This is a genomic window from Xanthomonas sp. NCPPB 2586 (genome assembly GCF_041475775.2).
Classification (GTDB): domain Bacteria; phylum Pseudomonadota; class Gammaproteobacteria; order Xanthomonadales; family Xanthomonadaceae; genus Xanthomonas; species Xanthomonas campestris.
Map to the genome: position 1 here is coordinate 954,889 of NZ_CM192981.1, position 17,627 is coordinate 972,515.

13 protein-coding genes are annotated in these 17,627 nt (G+C 65.3%); 7 read left to right on the top strand and 6 right to left on the bottom strand.

Annotation, left to right across the window (positions count from 1 at the left end):
- Positions 1-211: 211 nt before the first annotated feature.
- Positions 212-1,531, top strand: coding sequence for an MFS transporter (locus tag ACCQ09_RS04075; protein ID WP_011038455.1), 1,320 nt, complete (start codon positions 212-214; stop codon positions 1,529-1,531).
- 172 nt (positions 1,532-1,703) lie between these two features.
- Here the strand turns inward: ACCQ09_RS04075 and ACCQ09_RS04080 are convergent, their stop codons facing one another.
- From ACCQ09_RS04080 to ACCQ09_RS04095, 4 genes are all read right to left on the bottom strand, one after another.
- The gene (locus ACCQ09_RS04080; RefSeq protein WP_011038454.1) at positions 1,704-2,735 is read right to left on the bottom strand and encodes a LacI family DNA-binding transcriptional regulator; all 1,032 of its coding nucleotides are present in this window, start codon (positions 2,733-2,735) and stop codon (positions 1,704-1,706) included.
- 367 nt (positions 2,736-3,102) lie between these two features.
- Positions 3,103-3,843 carry an acetoacetyl-CoA reductase gene (phbB, locus tag ACCQ09_RS04085; protein WP_014508912.1) on the bottom strand — a complete coding sequence of 247 codons (741 nt, stop codon included), beginning with the start codon at positions 3,841-3,843 and terminating at the stop codon, positions 3,103-3,105.
- A 162-nt stretch (positions 3,844-4,005) separates the two neighbouring features.
- Positions 4,006-5,334, bottom strand: coding sequence for a CitMHS family transporter (locus ACCQ09_RS04090; protein WP_011038452.1), 1,329 nt, complete (start codon positions 5,332-5,334; stop codon positions 4,006-4,008).
- Between the two features lie 224 nt (positions 5,335-5,558).
- Complete coding sequence (locus ACCQ09_RS04095) at positions 5,559-6,752, bottom strand: OprO/OprP family phosphate-selective porin (protein ID WP_040940690.1); 1,194 nt, start codon at positions 6,750-6,752, stop codon at positions 5,559-5,561.
- A 265-nt stretch (positions 6,753-7,017) separates the two neighbouring features.
- Here ACCQ09_RS04095 and ACCQ09_RS04100 point away from each other — a divergent pair, with 265 nt between their 5' ends.
- The 5 genes from ACCQ09_RS04100 to ACCQ09_RS04120 all read left to right on the top strand — a co-directional run bounded on the left by ACCQ09_RS04100 (position 7,018) and on the right by ACCQ09_RS04120 (position 11,857).
- Positions 7,018-7,719 (top strand): response regulator transcription factor, encoded by a 702-nt coding sequence (locus ACCQ09_RS04100; RefSeq protein WP_040940691.1) that lies wholly within the window; start codon positions 7,018-7,020, stop codon positions 7,717-7,719.
- Positions 7,712-9,097 (top strand): sensor histidine kinase, encoded by a 1,386-nt coding sequence (locus ACCQ09_RS04105; protein WP_042596965.1) that lies wholly within the window; start codon positions 7,712-7,714, stop codon positions 9,095-9,097. The genes ACCQ09_RS04100 and ACCQ09_RS04105 overlap by 8 nt, the downstream gene beginning before the upstream one ends.
- Positions 9,097-10,146 (top strand): ABC transporter substrate-binding protein, encoded by a 1,050-nt coding sequence (locus tag ACCQ09_RS04110; protein WP_014508907.1) that lies wholly within the window; start codon positions 9,097-9,099, stop codon positions 10,144-10,146. Before ACCQ09_RS04105 ends, ACCQ09_RS04110 begins: the two co-directional genes overlap by 1 nt.
- A gap of 275 nt (positions 10,147-10,421) precedes the next feature.
- Positions 10,422-11,060: a response regulator gene (locus ACCQ09_RS04115; RefSeq protein WP_011038447.1), complete on the top strand. Its 639-nt coding sequence runs from the start codon at positions 10,422-10,424 to the stop codon at positions 11,058-11,060.
- A 92-nt stretch (positions 11,061-11,152) separates the two neighbouring features.
- Positions 11,153-11,857 carry a DUF6602 domain-containing protein gene (locus ACCQ09_RS04120; RefSeq protein WP_162866357.1) on the top strand — a complete coding sequence of 235 codons (705 nt, stop codon included), beginning with the start codon at positions 11,153-11,155 and terminating at the stop codon, positions 11,855-11,857.
- 52 nt (positions 11,858-11,909) lie between these two features.
- Here ACCQ09_RS04120 and ACCQ09_RS04125 read toward each other — a convergent pair whose 3' ends face one another.
- Positions 11,910-14,555 (bottom strand): hybrid sensor histidine kinase/response regulator, encoded by a 2,646-nt coding sequence (locus ACCQ09_RS04125; protein WP_040940693.1) that lies wholly within the window; start codon positions 14,553-14,555, stop codon positions 11,910-11,912.
- A gap of 115 nt (positions 14,556-14,670) precedes the next feature.
- On the bottom strand, positions 14,671-15,840 hold the full coding sequence (locus ACCQ09_RS04130; RefSeq protein WP_040940694.1) for an OprO/OprP family phosphate-selective porin: 1,170 nt from the start codon (positions 15,838-15,840) through the stop codon (positions 14,671-14,673).
- 291 nt (positions 15,841-16,131) lie between these two features.
- Here ACCQ09_RS04130 and ACCQ09_RS04135 point away from each other — a divergent pair, with 291 nt between their 5' ends.
- Positions 16,132-17,478 carry a dicarboxylate/amino acid:cation symporter gene (locus tag ACCQ09_RS04135; protein WP_228427751.1) on the top strand — a complete coding sequence of 449 codons (1,347 nt, stop codon included), beginning with the start codon at positions 16,132-16,134 and terminating at the stop codon, positions 17,476-17,478.
- The last annotated feature ends 149 nt before the right edge of the window (positions 17,479-17,627 follow it).

The window sequence follows — 17,627 nt, forward strand, 5'->3', positions numbered from 1 at the left end:
CCAGGGATGGCCGGGTGGCCTGCAGTGCGAGCGGAGTGATACGCCCTAATGCAATCGATTGCAATCCTGCGTTGCAGCATTTTTTGCGATAACCAAAGATGGACAAGCGGGCGAGCGTCCGTGCTGCGGCGCAGCGTTACAATCGATTGCAAAGCGACCAGGGTAGAGTGCGCTGCGGCCACTGGGAGCCGCACCGATGCCTGGACCCTGTATGTCGTCGACCGCTCCTCCGCTTTCCTTCGCACGCATCCTGGCCCTCAATGCCGGGTTCTTCGGTGTGCAATACAGCTTCGGGCTGCAACAGAGCAACATGAGCCCGATCTACAACTACCTGGGTGCCGACCACGCCAGCCTGCCGTACCTGTGGCTGGCCGGGCCGATCACCGGCCTGGTGCTGCAGCCGTTCGTCGGCGCCTTGAGCGATCGCTCGGTGACGCGCTGGGGTCGGCGCATGCCCTACATGGTGCTCGGCGCGCTGGTGTGCAGCCTGTGCCTGCTGGCGATGCCCTTCAGTACCGCATTGTGGATGGCGGTCTGCCTGCTGTGGGTGCTGGACGCCGCAAACAACGTCGCGATGGAGCCGTACCGCGCTCTGGTCAGCGACGTGCTGGCGCCACCGCAGCGGCCGTTGGGGTATCTCACACAGAGCGCCTTTACCGGGCTGGCGCAGACGCTGGCCTATCTCACCCCGCCCTTGCTGGTGTGGTTCGGCATGAGCCAGGACGCGGCCAATGCGCACCACATCCCGTACGTGACCATTGCCGCGTTCGTGATCGGCGCCGGCTTTTCGGCCGCCTCGATCCTGCTCACCGCGCGCAGCGTGCGCGAGCCGGTGGTGCCCGCGGCGGAGATCGCGCGCATGCGCAAGGCCGGCACCGGGCTGGGCGCCACGCTGCGCGAAATCGGCAGCGCCCTGCGCGACATGCCGCCGACCATGCGCCAGCTGGCGCCGGTGATGCTGTTTCAGTGGTATGCGATCTTCAGCTACTGGCAGTACATCGTGCTGTCGCTGTCGACCACCTTGTTCGGCACCACCGAGGCGAACTCGCACGGCTTCCGCGAGGCCGGGCTGGTCAACGGGCAGATCGGCGGTTTCTACAATTTCATCGCGTTTCTGGCGGCCTTTGCGATGGTGCCGGTGGTGCGGCGCGTTGGCCCCAAGTACACGCACGCGGCCTGCCTGCTGGCGGCTGGCGTGGGCATGTGGGTATTGCCGGGCATCGAGAACCGTTGGTTGTTGCTGCTGCCTATGATCGGTATTGGCCTGGCCTGGGCCAGCATGATGGGCAACCCCTACCTGATGCTGGCCGACAGCATTCCGCCCGAGCGCACCGGCGTGTACATGGGCCTGTTCAACCTGTTCATCGTGCTGCCGATGCTGATCCAGATCGTGACCCTGCCGCTGTATTACGAACCGCTGTTGCACGGCGACCCGCGCAACGTGATCCGCCTGGCCGGCGCACTGATGTTGGCTGCAGCGGTGGCGATGTTGTGCGTACGCATCCGCAAACCCAAGGCCGTGGCGGCCTAGTTGCCAGCAAGGTGTCGCAACGTTTTGCCGCTAAAAAGCGGATTGCAGCATCAAGTGATTGCGCGCAATCCGTCCAGGACGCACGCTCTTACGATTCCCGATTCCCGATTCCCGATTCCCGATTCCCGATTCCCGATTCCCGAATCCCGAATCCCGAATCCCGAATCCCGAATCAAGCCGACTCGCGCACCACCAGCTTCACCGGCATCTCCACCGAGTCCACTGCTTCGCCGGCGATCAATGCCAGCAGCCGGTCCACCAGCAGGCGGGCGGCCAGGCCAAGATCCTGCTGCACGGTGGTCAGCGGCGGCTGGCTGTAGGCGGCCAGCGGAATATCGTCGAAGCCCACCAGTGAAATGTCCTGCGGCACGCGGTGGCCGGCTTCGACCAGGGCGCGGATCGCGCCGACCGCAATCACGTCGGAGGCGGCAAACAGGCCATCGGGTGCGTCGGTCTTCTTGAGCATGGCGCGGGTGAGCCGGTAGGCGTCCTCGCTGAGGAAGTGGCTGCGCGCGTGCAGGCGCGTGTCGAACTCCAGGCCATGCTGCTCCAGCGCCTGCCGGTAGCCGGCAAAGCGCGGCGCCACTTCGGGAAGCTGGTCATCGCCCAGGAAGGCGATGCGCCGGCGGCCGCTGGCGATCAGGTGCTCGGTGGCCAGTGCGCCGCCCTGGAAATTGTCGCTGCCCACGCTGATGTAGGACTGCCCGTCGATCCGGCTGCCCCACACCGCCATCGGCAGGCCATCGCGTGCGGCCGCATCCAGCGCGGCATGTTCGGAGCTTTGCCCGAGCACAATCACGCCATCGGAGCGGCTACCGCGTGCGAGTTGTTCCACCCAGCCGTCCTGATGCCGATTGAGCTTGGACAACAGCATGCTGTAACCACGGCCGGTGAGTTCTTCGGCCAGCAGCGCGAGCATGGTCATCAGGAACGGGTCCGACAGCGGCTGGTCCAGCGCATGCATCATCGGCACCGCCACGCTCACCGTGTTGGAGCGCTTGGCGCGCAGGCTGCGTGCCACCGGATCGACCTGATACCCCGCATCGGCGGCGATCTGCTTGATGTAGGCACGGGTGCGCTCGGCTACCACCGGGCTGCCGGCCAGCGCACGCGACACGGTGGACTCGGACACGCCCGCCATGCGCGCGATGTCGGCCATCTGCGGGCGTGCAGCAGGAGTGGCGCGTTCGGGATGTTTGGCCATGGCACCGCACTGCGGAAAAGCCAGAGTGTAATCAGTTCGTGCACGCCACGTGTCGGGCAGGCCTTGCGGTGGCGGTCGCTTGCAGGACATTTGCGGGTGCCACGCGGGCGCACAACGCTCGGCAAACAGCGGCTTGCTCAGGCATTGCGGCGGGTTGGCGCGGTGCCTGTGGGGAGTGATGCAGGGCATGAAACGGAGCGCGTTGGGCTGTGGCGTGCAAGGGGAAGGGGTGCCAAACGTTGCTGCATGCGCGGGAGGCGGCCGCAGCACGGGCGGCTATACGCACTGCTGCGTCGCCAGGTGCATCGCTGCGCTGCGCGTGATGGATGCCAGCCTCCACGCAGCAGCGCAGCACGTGCATGGCGCACTAGCCCATGTACAAACCGCCGTTGACCGCATAGTCCGCGCCGGTCACATACGCGGCGTCGTCGGAGGCCAGCCATGCGCACAGGCCCGCCACTTCGGCCGGTTTGCCGAGCCGGCGCACCGGCACCGAGGTGGCCAGGCGGTCCAGTACATCCGGTGGGAAATTGCTGATGGAAGCGCTGGCGATATAGCCGGGCGAAATGGTGTTGACGGTGACACCGCGCGAAGCCACTTCCTGCGCCAACGCACGGCTGAACCCATGCATGGCCGCCTTGGCGGTGGCGAAGTTGATCTGCCCGATCTGGCCCTTGTGCGCGCTGACCGAGCCGATGTTGACGATGCGCCCCCAGCCGCGCGAGGTCATGCCATCCACCACCTGCTTGGTGATGTTGAACAGCGAATGCAGATTGCTGGCAATCACGGCATTCCAGTCGTCGCGGCTCATCTGGCGGAACAGCGTGTCGCGGCTGCCACCGGCGTTGTTGACCAACACATCGATCTCGCCGACCTCCGCCTTGACCTTGGCAAACGCAGCTACGGTGGAATCCCAATCGGCGGCGTTGCCTTCGGAGGCAACGAAGTCGAACCCGAGCTCGCGTTGCTCACGCAGCCACGCCGATTTGCGCGGCGAATTAGGACCACACCCGGCCACCACCGTGTGCCCGGTGCGCGCCAGTTTCTGGCAGATCGCAGTGCCCACACTGCCCATGCCACTGGTGACGTATGCGATGCGAAGCGTCATTGCTTGAACTCCTTCGGAGTTGGGAATGGGGAATCGGGAGTGGGGAATCGGTGGAGCAGGGGCCGCGGTTTCTATTTTTTATGTGGAAGTCAGGAATCGAAACGGCAGCGCAGCGCCGCTTTTGCGATTCCCCATTCCCGATTCCCCATTCCCGGCGCGCGATCAGCGCGCCAACGGAAACAAGCCAAACAGCAGCCCGCCCGCCAGCATCAGCATCGAAATCAGTACCGCCCATTTCAGGGTGAAGCGCTGGTGGTCGGCGAAATCGACCTTGGCCAGGCCGACCAGCAGATAGGTCGAGGGCACCAGGGGGCTGAGCAGATGCACGGGCTGGCCGGCCAGCGAGGCGCGCGCCATTTCCACGGGCGTGATGCCGTAATGGCCGGCGGCTTCGGACAGAATTGGCAGCACGCCGAAGTAGAACGCGTCGTTGGACATGAAGAACGTAAACGGCATGCTGACGATGGCGGTGATCACCGCCAGGTACGGACCCCAGCTGTCGGGAATGACCGCCAGGAAGCTGCGCGACATCGCTTCGACCATGCCGGTGTTGGACAGGATGCCGGTGAAGATGCCGGCAGCGAAGATCAGCGACACTACCGACAACACATTGCCGGCGTGGTTGACCAGGCGGCGGCGCTGCTCGGCCAGGTTGGGGTAGTTGATCATCAGCGCCAGCGCGAAGCCGATCATGAACAACACCGGCATCGGCAGGATGCCCACCACCAGCGCGGCCATCAGCGCGAGGGTGAGCACCAGGTTCACCCACAGCAGCTTGGGCCGCTTCATGTCTTCGGTGTCTTCCACGCGCGGCAGGGCGTCGTTGTCGTCGGGCAGGCTGGTTTCCAGCCAGTTGCCATCGGCCGGCAGGCGCACCACGCCCAGACGGCGACGCTCGCGCATGCCGAGCAGCCAGGCGAGTGCAATGATGCCGGCGATCGCCATCGCCATGGCCGGTACCAGCGGCACGAACACATCGGCCGGATCCACATGCAATGCGGTGGCGGCACGCGCGGTGGGGCCGCCCCACGGGGTGAGATTCATCACGCCGCTGGCCAGGATGGTGACGCAGGTGAGGTTGAGCGCGTTCATGCCCAGCCGCTGGTACAGCGGCAGCATCGCCGAGACGGTGATCATGTAGGTGGTGGAGCCGTCGCCATCGAGCGAGATCAGCATCGCCAGGATCGCCGTGCCCATGACGATCTTCAGCGGATCGCCCTTGACCAGGCGCAGGATGCGGCCGACCAGTGGGTCGAACAGACCGGCATCGATCATCACCCCGAAATAGAGGATGGCGAACATCAGCATCACGCCGGTGGGCGCGATCTTCTTGATGCCGTCGAGCATCATCTCGTTGATGCCGGTGCCGAAGCCGCCGAGCAATGCGAACACGATCGGCACCGTGATCAGAGCCACCAGCGGCGACAGCCGCTTGCTCATGATCAGGTACATGAAGGTGATCACCATTCCGAAACCGAGCGCGGTCAGCATGCGGGCAAATCCTTTGAGGCGTGCAGCGGGGGATAAGTGGAGCGCGCCACTGCGCCGGGCGCGCAGCAGCGAGGGTGGTACACGCCAGCGCTGGGGGCGGCTGACGTGACGGCGGTGTGGCTGTCATGCGGCAAAGTGCAGGCCACCGCATTGGCGGACGGCAGCGCGCCGCTGCAGTGGCGGGGCGCAGGCGCGCGATGACGCAGGGCGAAGATGCAGGCCACTCAGAAGTCGTACTGGAAGCGGCCGGTGAGGGCCAACGTATGATCGACCACCGCATCCACCATGCGGTCACGGTTGCGGCTGTCGATCACATTGAGCATCACGCGCAGATTGGGCTTGAAATACCAGTTGCCGCCCAGCGTCCACGACTGCGTGTTGGCATCGATGAAGTTGGGTTGCCCATCCAGATGCTGGTCGCCGCGCATGTAGTCGTAACGCAGCGCCAGCTCGAACGCGCCGGACGGGCGGTTGGGTGTCTTGATGCGGCTGAAGCGGCCGGTCTTGCGGTCGTAGCCGCGCGACTCGCCGGTCACGAACCAGCTGACCAGGCCATAGCTGGCCAGCACCTTGGCATGCTGCGCGCCATCGTCGAGCAGGCCGCCGCTGAACTCGGTCTGCCACGACCACGGGCCGACTACTTCGGCATATTCCAACGACCATTTGTCGAAGTCGGTGTCGCGGCCATCGGCGAAGCGTGCCAGCGTGATGCGGCTGTTGTTGGCGAGATCGTTCTCCGGGCGCGGGCGGATCAGCAGCGGTGAGGCGCCGCCACTGCCGGGATGCGAGTAGCGCTCGTGCGCCAGCGACACGCCCAGATGGCGCAGCCGTGCGTCGCCCATTTCCGGTGCGAAGGTCAGGCGCGTGCCCAGCGCACCGCCCTTGGTGGCCGAATTGTCGATGCTTTCCAGGCTGTAGGCGGCCGTGGACCAGGTGGCATCCGGGCGGCTGGTCTGCCAGGAAATCGCCTTGCGGTAGATCGGTGCCAGCGTGGTCGAGGCGTAGCCGCGTTCCAGGAACGGGCCATAGTTGGAGCCGGTCCGGTCGTCGAGCGAAAAGTACTGCTTGAACTGGCCCACGGTCAGCGTGCCGGCGGAGAACTTCTTGGCGATGTAGACATCGCGCGCCAGGATGCCGCGGCTGCCGGGTTCGTACTGCAGGCCGGCGAACTCCGCCTCGGCCTTGTAGTTGAACCCGTAGAACTTGCCAGCCACGTCCAGCCAGACACGGCGGAACTGGGTGTCGTTGCGCTCGGGCGTGCCGCGTTCATCGTTGTCGAAGACGGTGAAGTCCCAATGCACGCGCCCGCCCACTTCGGCGGTCACCGGGCCTTCGTCATCGGCCGCGTGTGCCGCCGGCGCCAGACAGATGGCCGCACAGGCGGTAATGGCGCGCAAGCGCAAGGTGTCGTTGATCACAGACCCTCCCAGGTACATGTGTGCAGCACAGGCAATCAATCGGCCGCAACCGCGTCACGGCGAGCTGGCTGCAGCCTAGTCCCGCGAAGCTGTCATGGACCTGTCAGGTGCGGGAATCGGGAGTCGGGAATGGGGAATCGCAACAGCGACGGACTGCAGTACATGGTTTGGATGGGAGAGCTTTTGTTGGCGAGGCCTGTTACCTTCCGGCCGCGGTGACGTGCTGTTGCGATTCCCCATTCCCTATTCACGATTCCCTGCCCCAATGCGCCTGTTGCTCGTCGAAGACAACGCCGACCTTGCCGATGCCATCGTGCGGCGCATGCGCCGTAGCGGGCATGCGGTGGATTGGCAGCAGGACGGGTTGGCCGCGGCCAGCGTGTTGCGCTACCAGAGCTTTGATCTGGTGGTGCTGGATATCGGCTTGCCCAAGCTGGATGGATTGCGCGTGCTGGCCGGGATGCGCGAGCGCGGCGACACCACGCCGGTGCTGATGCTGACCGCGCGTGATGGCATCGAAGACCGCGTGCAGGCGCTGGATGTGGGGGCCGACGATTACCTGGGCAAGCCGTTCGACTTTCGTGAGTTCGAAGCGCGCTGCCGGGTGCTGCTGCGGCGTAATCGCGGCCAGGCCAGCGAGGTGGTGCAACTCGGCGCGTTCGTGTTCGACAACGCTGCGCACACCGTGAGCCTGGACGGGGTGGCGATCGAGTTGCCCAATCGCGAGTACCGGCTGCTGGAAATCCTGATCGGACGGCTGGGCCAGGTGGTGGGCAAGGACGAGATCGGCAACGGGTTGTTCGGTTTCGATGACGATGTCGGCCCCAATGCGATCGAGCTGTATGTGGGCCGGCTGCGCCGCAAGTTGATCGGTGCGCCGCTGCGCATCGTCACCGTGCGTGGCGCCGGCTACAAGCTGGAAGAGGCCGACCCGCAGGCCGTCGCCGAGGCCGGCAGCGATGGCTGAAGCCCACGCGGTGGCGCCGTCGATCCGGCGCACGCTGCTGCTGTATCTGAGCAGCCTGTCGCTGCTGGGCGCGGTGGTGCTGTTCTTTGCCGCGCGCGATTACGGCGAGCGTGCGGCCAATCGCTCCTACGACCACCTGCTGGTGTCGTCGGCGTTGTCGATCATCGACAGCGTGGCGTTGGTGGGCGGCGATTGGCAGGTGGATCTGCCGTATGCCTCGCTCGACCTGCTGGGCATGGCGCCGGAAGACCGCGTGTTCTACCGCGTGTTCGATGCACAGGGCCGCACCATCACCGGCGAAGACACCTTGCCGCTGCCGCCGCGTGCACCCGATGGCGAGCGGCCGCTGTTGTTCGACGCAAACTACAGCGGCGAGCCGGTGCGCTTTGCGGTGGTGATGCATCGGGTGGCCTCGGACTCCGGGCAGGGCGAGGTGCGCGTGCAGGTGGGCCAGACCCGCCGCGCGCGCGACGCGGTGGCGCGCGATGTGGTGCTCAACGCATTGGTGGCGATCGCGGTGCTGTCGCTGCTGGCGCTGGCGCTGGTGTGGATTGGCGTGTATCGCGCGTTGCGCCCGCTGCAACGCATCGAGCGTGATCTCTCGCGGCGCGAGCCCTCCGATCTGAAACCGCTCACGGTGCCCGCACCGCAGGAAATGCAGTTGATGGTCGCCGCGCTCAACCGCTTCATGGCGCGGTTGTCGTCCAGCAACGAAACCCTGCGCGCGTTCATGGCCGAGGCTGCGCACCAGATGCGCACGCCGCTGGCCGCGTTGCGTGCGCAGGCGCAGCTGGCGATGGACGACGACGACCCGCGCGACATGCAGCGCAGCCTGGTGGCGATCGAACGCAACGCCAGCCATATGAGCCGCCTGCTCAATCAGCTGCTCAGCGATGCCAGCGTGATCCATCGCGCCAATCTGCAGCGGTTTGCCACGGTCGATCTGGTCGAACTCCTGCACCAGGCACTGCATGACGCACTGCCACGTGGCGAGGAGGCACCGCGCGTGCATCTGGCGATCGACCCGCAGCCGGCGCTGCTGCGCGGCGATGCCTTGCTGCTGCGCGAGGCCTTGAAGAATCTCATCGACAACGCCTGCAAATACGGCGCCGGCGCGCCATTGCAGGTTGCCCTGACCAGCGACGGCCACCAGCATGTGCTGACCATCGCCGATCACGGCCCGGGCATTCCGCCGGCCGAGGCCGAGCGGGTGTTCGAGCGTTTTGTGCGCGGCCCGGATGCACCGGCCGGTGGGGCGGGCCTGGGCCTGGCGATCGTCAAGCGCGTGGTTGAGGCGCACGGTGGGCGCATCGATCTGTCCAATCGCATCGGCGGCGGGCTGATTGCGTCATTGCATTTTCCCGGAGGCACGGCGTGATGCGCGTGGTGTGTGGTGTGGTGTTGCTGCTGCTGTGCGGACTGGCCTGGGCGGCGCCCGGCGATGTACGGCGATTTCCGGCACAGGGCGCGGTGCAGGCGCAGCTGCGCGTGCAGGGCTCGACCGATCTGGAAGTGTTTGGCGCGGTGATCCAGGACTACCAGCGCCTGCATCCCGGCACCGAGGTGATCTACGAAGACGTGATCGCCTGGGACATCTACGAGCAGTACCTGCATCCGGCCGCCAATGCGCCGCAGGCGGATCTGCTGATCAGCGCCAGCATGGATCTGCAGACCAAGCTGGTGAACGATGGCCACGCGTTGACGCATCGCTCGGCGCAGACCGAAGCGCTGCCGGCCTGGGCGCAGTGGCGGCACGAAGTCTTCGGCATCAGCTACGAGCCGGTGGCCATCGTCTACAACACGCGCAAGCTCGCCGCCGCGCGGGTGCCGCGTACACGCCGGCAACTGCTCGCGTTGTTGCGTTCACCCGATGCGCCGTTGCGCGGCAAGGTGGGCACCTACGATGCCGAGCGCAGCGGCGTGGGCTATCTGTTCGCCACCCAGGACGGGCAGGTGGGCAGCATTGCCGGCGCGTTGCTGGCCGCGCTGGGGGCAAACCAGGTGCGTCTGGAAGAACGTACCGGCACCTTGCTGGACCGTGTCAGCCGCGGCGAGTTGTTGCTGGCCTATAACGTGCTCGGCTCCTACGCACAGGCGCGCATCGATGCCGGCGCGCCGCTGGGCATCGTGCAGCCGCAGGACTACACGTTGGTGGCGCTGCGCACCGCGGTGATCCCCAAGACCGCGCCGCACGCGCCCGAGGCGCGCCGGTTCCTGGATTACCTGCTCTCGCCGCGCGGCCAGCAGGTGCTCTCGCGCGAGGCGCGGTTGATGCCGATCCTGCCGTCGGCCGGTGGTCGCGGTGGCTCGGCGCAGCCGCCGTTCCGACCGATTCCACTTGGTCCCGGCCTGCTGGTCTATCTGGACAAGCTCAAGCGCCGGCAGTTCCTGGAAGCCTGGCGCGCCAGCACCCAGCCGCCGCGCTGAGCGGTCGCGGAGTGGGCCGACCCGTGTTTCATGGTGAAAACACGCATTGAACGGGCCGCTTGATCGCGGCGAAATTGAGCAGCGCATGCACGCCATGCAGGCGTTCGATGGAGGGATTGTCTACGTGTCTGCCATCCGAGGCGTGCGCGGAGTTCAGTGCATCGAGCGCATCGGCAGCGCGCCTGCCGCATGCCCGGGCCGTCTAGCACCGAGCACCAGTCACCTACCGCGCAGCGCAGCGGGAAAGCGACGCAGCCATGTGCCAGACTTGGCGCATGGCCGATCTCACCATCCTCGTCGCCGACGACCACCCGTTGTTCCGTGCTGCCGTGATCCACGTGCTGCACCAGACCCTGCCCACTGCCGAAGTGGTGGAGGCCTCCAGCGCCACCACCTTGAGCGCGATGCTGCGCTCGCATCCGCAGGCCGAGCTGGTGCTGCTGGACCTGGCCATGCCGGGCGCGCGCGGCTTCTCCGCGCTGCTGCACGTGCGTGGCGAGCATCCGGACATTCCGGTGGTGGTGATTTCCTCCAACGACCACCCGCGCGTGATCCGGCGCGCGCAGCAGTTCGGCGCGGCCGGCTTCATTCCCAAATCCACCCCGGCCGAATCGATCGGTACCGCGGTGGCCAGCGTGCTCGATGGTGGCACCTGGTTCCCGCCGATGACCGCCGAGCGCTCGGAAGCCGATGCGCAATTGGCGGCCAAGCTCGCCCAGCTCACCCCGCAGCAATTTCGCGTGTTGCTGTGCCTGGCCGATGGCCTGTTGAACAAGCAGATTGCGCACGAACTGGGCCTGGCCGAGAACACCGTCAAGGTGCATGTCACCGCCATCCTGAAAAAGCTGGATTGCTACAGCCGCACCCAGGCTGCGGTGCTGGTCAAGGCGTTGGAGCCGGAAGGCGAGGGATGAGCGCACTTAGATCTCAGTAGCGCCTGAATTAAGAATAGCTATTGCTGAGCTGTTATTTTTTTTCAAGACGCATTTTTATTTAGTGGTGCACAATGAAATCTTTGGTTGAATACTGTCATGGTGTTGTAAGGGCACTAAGTCACCAATACGAGGCGACTAACGTCCTGGGTCATGCTGTTACAGCTGGTGCTGCCAGAGAATCTCTCATAAAAGATTTTCTACAGGCGCATCTTCCAGGAATGACAAATATCCTGAGTGGGGTGATTTTGGATTCTTACGATGGTCGGTCAAGGCAGCAGGATATCGTGCTAGTTCTGAAATCTATGCCTCGGTTACCATTTTCTAGCGGGCATGATCTGATATTCCAAGAGGGTGTGGTGGCAACGTTTGAGATAAAGACTGAGATTAGCCCGTCAGATCTGAGCACGATAGCTTCAAATATTGCAAGTGTTAGTCGGCTTAGGCCAAGTAGCTTAGGATCTGTAGAGCTTGGTGACCTGGACTGGCCATACGACAGAGAGTTGAACGTGGTTGTGACTTATGGGGGATCGGACCTGGGGGTGATTGAGCGAGCGATATCTAAGCTTGCCCCGGGCGCTCATCCCGATGTCTATCTAGACTTATCGCAAGGAATTTTGATCAAAAATGAAGGGATAATTCTCCCGGCTTTGGGTGAGGATTCCTATCTATTTTTTCGGGATCCAGCAATAGGGCTTGCCCGTCTTTTGGTGTTGTTGTCGAAAATTACAGGTCGCCTGATAATGCGAGATGTGAAATGGGAGAAATATATAGTTTGAACGAGGGTGAGAGGCTGTATTTTTCTTAACATTGGTTGTCAGAATTTACAACTTACCCGCGCCGCAACAACATCTGCGTGACCAACGCGCGCAGCGCCGGCGGCCGGACCGGTTTGGACAGGAAGCCCCAGCCCGCCTCCAGCGCGTGCTCGCGCAGGGCGGGGCTGGGTTCGGCGGTGACCAGGATGACGCGCGGTTCGCGCTGCCATTGCGCCACCAGTTGCGGCAGCAGCATCGGGCCGTAATGGTTGCCCATGCGTACGTCCAGCAGCAGCAGTTCCGGTGCATCGTCGGGGCTGGCCGCGGCCAGCGCGTCGTCGGGGCCGCCGGCAAAATCGACCCGGCATTCCCAGCGCTCCAGCAGTGCACGCGTGGCCTCGCACACGCGCGGATCATCGTCCACGCACCACACCCGGCAGCCGTGCAGGATGGGGTCGTTGCCGTGTTCGTGCTGCAACTGCGGCGTGGGCAATGGCTGCACGATGGCCGCACGTTCGCCCAGCGGCACGCTGACCGAAAACACGCTGCCGCCGCCCAGCGTGGAGCGCAGGCCGATGCGATGCCCGAGCAGGCGGCCGATGCGCTCGACAATCGCCAGGCCCAGGCCTGCGCCACGGTCGTTGGCCACGCCGTCGTCGAGGCGGCGGAATTCTTCGAAGATTTCGTGCTGCAGCGCTTCGGGAATGCCCGGGCCCTGGTCGTGCACCTCGATGCGCAACCAGCCGCCACGCCGACGGCACCCCAGCAGCACGCGGCCGCGCGGGGTGTAGCGGATCGCATTGGACAGGAAGTTCTGCAGGATGCGACGCAACAGGGTTTCGTCGCTCAACACCACCGCCGAGGTGGGCACCCAGTCGAGCACCAGGCCGCGGTCTTCGGCCAGGATGCCGAACTCGCGCGCCAGGGTGTCCAGCAGCGGGCCGATCGCAAAATCGCGGACCTGGGTTTTCAGGCTGCCGGCTTCCAGGCGCGAGATGTCGAGCAGGCTGTTGAGGATGGCGTCCTGCGCCGCCAGTGCGCCGTCGATGTTGTCCACCAGTTGCGCACTGCCGGTGGCGTGCACCTGCCCACGCAACACCGAGACGAACATGCGCGCGGCATTGAGCGGCTGCAGCAGGTCGTGCACTGCCGATGCGACGAAGCGGGTCTTGTAGCGGTTGGCGCTTTCGGCCTCGCGCTTGGCTGCTGCCAGATCGCGCGTGCGCTCGGCTACGCGGTGTTCCAGCGCATCGGCCAGCGAGCGCAGTTCGCGCGCGGCGTTCTTGTAGGTGGTGATGTCGGCGTAGCTGGTGACAAAACCGCCATCGGGCAGCGGGTTGCCGCGGATTTCCAGCACCGTGCCGTCTTCCTTCTCGCTCTCGCGCATGTGCGGTTTGCCGCTGCGCAGATGGTTGAGGCGGCGTTCGATGGCGGCCTCGATCGGGCCGGGCCCGAGCAGGCCGCGGCGCGCGTTGAAGCGGAACAGGTCTTCGATCGGCCGGCCGACCTGCAACAGCTCGGCGGGAAAGCGGAACAGTTCCACATAGCGCGAATTCCACGCCACCAGGTTCAGCGCCGCGTCGATGACCACAACGCCTTGCGGCAGATGTTCCAGGCTGCGACTCAGGCCAGTGTTGGCCTGTTGCGCCGCTGCCACCACGCCATCCTGGGCGGTGCGCAGTTCTTCGGCGTGTTGCTGCAGCAGCGTTTCCAGTTCATGCCGGCTGCGCTGGCGCAAGGCCGACAGCCGGCTACGCTGCTGCACGAACAACCACAGCAGTGCCAGCGCCAGCCACGCACCGGCCGCCGCGATGGCCGCCGCGCGGCCGGCGGCCGCACTGGCGCGGGTGTCGTGCAGCAGGTGCAGGCGCCAGCCGCTCTCGGGCACCTGCAGGGTCTGCCACAGCACCTGGCCGCTCAGTGGCGGCATCTGCACCTCCGCCAGCACACCGCCACTGCCGGTGGGTTCGATCACGCGGCGCTGCAACGGCAGCAGGCGTTGGCTGGCGTACTGGCGGGTGGCCTGCAGTTCGCGCCGGTCACGTTCGCTGAGCGGGGCGAGCATGCGGTAGCGCCACTGCGGGCGGCTGGCCAGGAACACCACATCGTGCGCGTCGGAGGCCAGCACGATGTCCGGGGTCTGCAGCCATTCGCGCTCCAGTGCCGCCAGCGCGATCTTGATCACCACCACGCCCTGCACCTGCCCGGCAGGGTCGCGGATGGCCTGGGACAGGAAATAGCCCGGCTCGCCGGTGGTCAGGCCGATGCCGTAGAAGCTGCCGCTGCCACTGGCCAAGGCCTGTTGGTAATACGGGCGGAACGCATAATCCACGCCCACATTGCTGCGCGCGCCGCGCCAGTTGCTGGCGGCCAGCGCGATGCCGTCGCGGTTGATCAGGGTCAGCGTGGAAGACTGGGTGACGTTGTTGGCGCGTTCGAGTTTGCGGTTGAGGCGTTCGACCTGGTCGGCCGACAACGGCGCGTCGACGGCCGCGCGCAGGTCCGGGTCCAGCGTCAGGATCTGCGGCAGGGTGCGGTAACGGTCGATGCGTTGCTGCAGCGCCTGCGCATACAGGCGCAGCTGGCGTTGCACGGAGGCGCTTTCCTCGCGCAGTGCGTTCTGTTCGACAAAGTAACCGGCCGCGAACATGGCCACCAGCATCCCGCCCAGCACAATGGACAAGGTGAACAGCAGGCGGCGGCGTTGCGAGGGATACATCGCGCAAGTATGGCGGCGGCGGGCGCTGGGCGCAGCCACCGCACACACGACTGCGGCCGCGTCCCGAAGGAGGCGGCCGCAGGGTGATGCGGGATGAGGCGTTAGCCGTGGGCGCTTAGAACATCACCTGCGCGCGCAGCTCCATCACGTGCGGGGTTTCATGCACGCCGTTGCGCGAGGAATCCACCCAGCTGTAGTTGGCCTGCATCTTGAAGTGGCTGGTGAGGTACCAGTTGGCACCGATGGTGGTGTCGTGCTGACGGCCGCCGTGGACGTTGTTGTCTTCCAGATTCAGGCGGCTGTAGCGGGCAGTCAGTTCGACCGCGCCGTAATCGTGGGCGGGCTTGATGTTGCCTGGCACGCCGCCGGCATAGCTGCGCGACTCGCCGGTCAGCGACCAGGTGCCATACACGTACTGGCCCTGGGCGATGAAGTGCGGCTGGCCGGCATTACGCGCCACTTCGGCACGCAGCGCTTCGCTCTGCAGCGAGAACGGGCCGTGGATCCACACCGCTTCCACGCCGGTGCGGATCACGTGATCCACATCGAGGATGGTGCCGGTGTCGATCAGGCGCACATCGGTCAACCCGGCTTCCGGGCGGGCGCGCAGCCGCACGCGCGGGCTGAACGACACGCCACGGCCGTCGCTGAAGCCGCGCGGGTTTTCCATCGAGCCGGCGATGCCCAGGTGCAGCACGTTGCCTTCGGCCTTGAACGGGGTCCAGGCCGCATGCACAGCCTGGGTGGTGCCGGGGTTGTCCCCCTGCAGGTCCTGGCCGCCGTATGCGCCGGCCTGCAGCAGGTACTGCGGGCGTTCCAGGGTCCATTCCACGCCGGTCCGGCGACCCTGGAACACCGCCTGCACCGGCAGGCCCAGTTCCATGAAGCTGCCCGCACGCGAACTCTGCACCGCTTCCAGGCCCACCGGCACCTTCATGTAGCCCAGGCGTACCCGGCCGTAGTCCTGGCCCAGCAGCGCCTTGGTTTCGAAGCGGAAGAACACGTCAAGCCACAGCTTGGCTTCGAAGTCGAAATACACCATGGCGTCGTAGACGCCCTTCTTCTTCAAGGTGGCGCCGAATTCCTTGCGGCGGAAATCGGTGCGGTCTTCCAGGCGGTCGTCGCCGGAGAAGTTGTTGTCGTCGTAGGCGTAGTTGCCGGTCAGGCCGATTTCGGTGCCGTCACCGAAGGTGTACTTGGTGGGCCAGTTCTCGATCGAGGTGGCGGCATGGGCGGCGGGCGCGGCGGCGATGGCCAGCGCAAGAACGAGCGGAGTAAGGCGCATAGGAATGATCTTCGGCGAGGAAAGTAGGGGCCGGGCGTCCTGCCATGGCGAGCGCAATGAACAGCTTCATGAACCGCGCAGGGTCCGGGACGGCCAACAGCACAGAAAGTCGGTGTCTGCGTTAAACGGAATTAACGGCCGAGGGGCGCGTGGCTGAAGTGTAAGACCAGGTTCAGGCAACGCCCAGTGCGTAGTACCAATGGGTTATCGGCCCGGGCTGTGACGTGCGGCCAGAATGCCTGCACCGGGTGCCTGGCTCAGGCGCCCTCCAAGTTCCCTCGGAGTGGTGTCATGCACATCAGCAAGCCTGCCGGCCCCCTGCCGGCGCCTGTCCCCTTCTACCGCCAGTTGTATTTCCAGGTGGTGGTGGCGATCGTTCTTGGCGCCCTGCTGGGCCATTTCGAGCCGGCCTTCGCCGAAAGCCTCAAGCCACTCGGCGATGCCTTCATCAAGCTGGTGAAGATGATCATCGCCCCGGTGATCTTCCTGACCATCGTCACCGGCATCGCCGGCATGACCCACCTCAAGACGGTGGGCCGGGTCTTCGCCAAGTCGATGACCTATTTCCTGTTCTTCTCCACGCTGGCGCTGATTGTCGGCATGGTGGTGGCGCACGTGGTGCAGCCGGGCGCCGGCATGAACATCAATCCGGCCGAGCTGGACCAGAGCGCGGTCAACACCTACGTGCAGAAATCGCACGAGCTGAGCCTGGTCGGCTTTTTGATGGACATCATCCCGGCCACGCTGATCAGCGCGTTCGTCGATGGCAACATCCTGCAGGTGCTGTTCGTGGCGGTGCTGTTCGGCATCGCGCTGGCCCTGGTGGGCGAACGTGGCCGCCCGGTGCTGAGCTTCCTGGAAGCGCTCACCGCCCCGGTGTTCCGTCTGGTGCACATGCTGATGAAGGCCGCGCCGATCGGTGCATTCGGTGCAATCGCCTTCACCATCGGCAAGTACGGCGTGGAATCGCTGGTCAATCTGGCCTGGCTGGTGGGCTCGTTTTACCTGACCTCGCTGTTCTTCGTGCTGGTGATCCTGGGCATCGTCTGCCGGTTGTGCGGCTTTTCGGTGCTCAAGCTGATCCGCTACCTCAAGGCCGAGCTGCTGCTGGTGCTGGGCACCTCTTCGTCGGAGTCGGCATTGCCGTCGCTGATGGAGAAGATGGAAAAGGCCGGCTGCGAGAAGTCGGTGGTGGGCCTGGTCGTGCCGACCGGCTACTCGTTCAACCTGGACGGCACCAACATCTACATGACCCTGGCGGCGCTGTTCATCGCCCAGGCCACCAATGTCGACCTCACCCTCGGCCAGCAGATCACCTTGCTGGCGGTGGCGATGCTCAGCTCCAAGGGCGCGGCCGGCGTGACCGGCGCCGGCTTCATTACGCTTGCGGCCACGCTGTCGGTGGTGCCGGATGTGCCGGTGGCCGGCATGGCGCTGATCCTGGGCGTGGACCGTTTCATGAGCGAGTGCCGCTCGCTGACCAACTTCATCGGCAATGCAGTGGCCACGGTGGTGGTGTCGCGTTGGGAAAATGCGCTGGACCGTGACCAATTGAGCCTGGCATTGGATGGCCGTGCGCCGCCGCTGCAGGCACCGGTGCCGCTGCCGGACGCAGTCGCGCCGGTCAGCGCACGCTGATGCTTCCTACGGCCCTGTATTCCGCTGGTATCCCGGCGGGATGCAGGGCCGTTTTTGCATTGCAGCAACCGATCTTCCTGCCGCGCTGACAGCTGCGCGACAGGCCCTTGTTCAGGCAGGAGGGTAGAATTCAGCTCTTCTGCGCCCTT

What these genes read in the sequence shown, in the direction of transcription:
- ACCQ09_RS04090 (WP_011038452.1), bottom strand. Translation starts at nt 5,334, where the DNA reads ATGCTGACCGCGCTCGGTTTCGGAATGGTGATCACCTTCATGTACCTG.
- ACCQ09_RS04075 (WP_011038455.1), top strand. Translation starts at nt 212, where the DNA reads ATGTCGTCGACCGCTCCTCCGCTTTCCTTCGCACGCATCCTGGCCCTC.
- ACCQ09_RS04125 (WP_040940693.1), bottom strand. Translation starts at nt 14,555, where the DNA reads ATGTATCCCTCGCAACGCCGCCGCCTGCTGTTCACCTTGTCCATTGTG.
- ACCQ09_RS04120 (WP_162866357.1), top strand. Translation starts at nt 11,153, where the DNA reads ATGAAATCTTTGGTTGAATACTGTCATGGTGTTGTAAGGGCACTAAGT.
- phbB (WP_014508912.1), bottom strand. Translation starts at nt 3,843, where the DNA reads ATGACGCTTCGCATCGCATACGTCACCAGTGGCATGGGCAGTGTGGGC.
- ACCQ09_RS04080 (WP_011038454.1), bottom strand. Translation starts at nt 2,735, where the DNA reads ATGGCCAAACATCCCGAACGCGCCACTCCTGCTGCACGCCCGCAGATG.
- ACCQ09_RS04100 (WP_040940691.1), top strand. Translation starts at nt 7,018, where the DNA reads ATGCGCCTGTTGCTCGTCGAAGACAACGCCGACCTTGCCGATGCCATC.
- ACCQ09_RS04115 (WP_011038447.1), top strand. Translation starts at nt 10,422, where the DNA reads ATGGCCGATCTCACCATCCTCGTCGCCGACGACCACCCGTTGTTCCGT.
- ACCQ09_RS04110 (WP_014508907.1), top strand. Translation starts at nt 9,097, where the DNA reads ATGCGCGTGGTGTGTGGTGTGGTGTTGCTGCTGCTGTGCGGACTGGCC.
- ACCQ09_RS04135 (WP_228427751.1), top strand. Translation starts at nt 16,132, where the DNA reads ATGCACATCAGCAAGCCTGCCGGCCCCCTGCCGGCGCCTGTCCCCTTC.
- ACCQ09_RS04130 (WP_040940694.1), bottom strand. Translation starts at nt 15,840, where the DNA reads ATGCGCCTTACTCCGCTCGTTCTTGCGCTGGCCATCGCCGCCGCGCCC.
- ACCQ09_RS04105 (WP_042596965.1), top strand. Translation starts at nt 7,712, where the DNA reads ATGGCTGAAGCCCACGCGGTGGCGCCGTCGATCCGGCGCACGCTGCTG.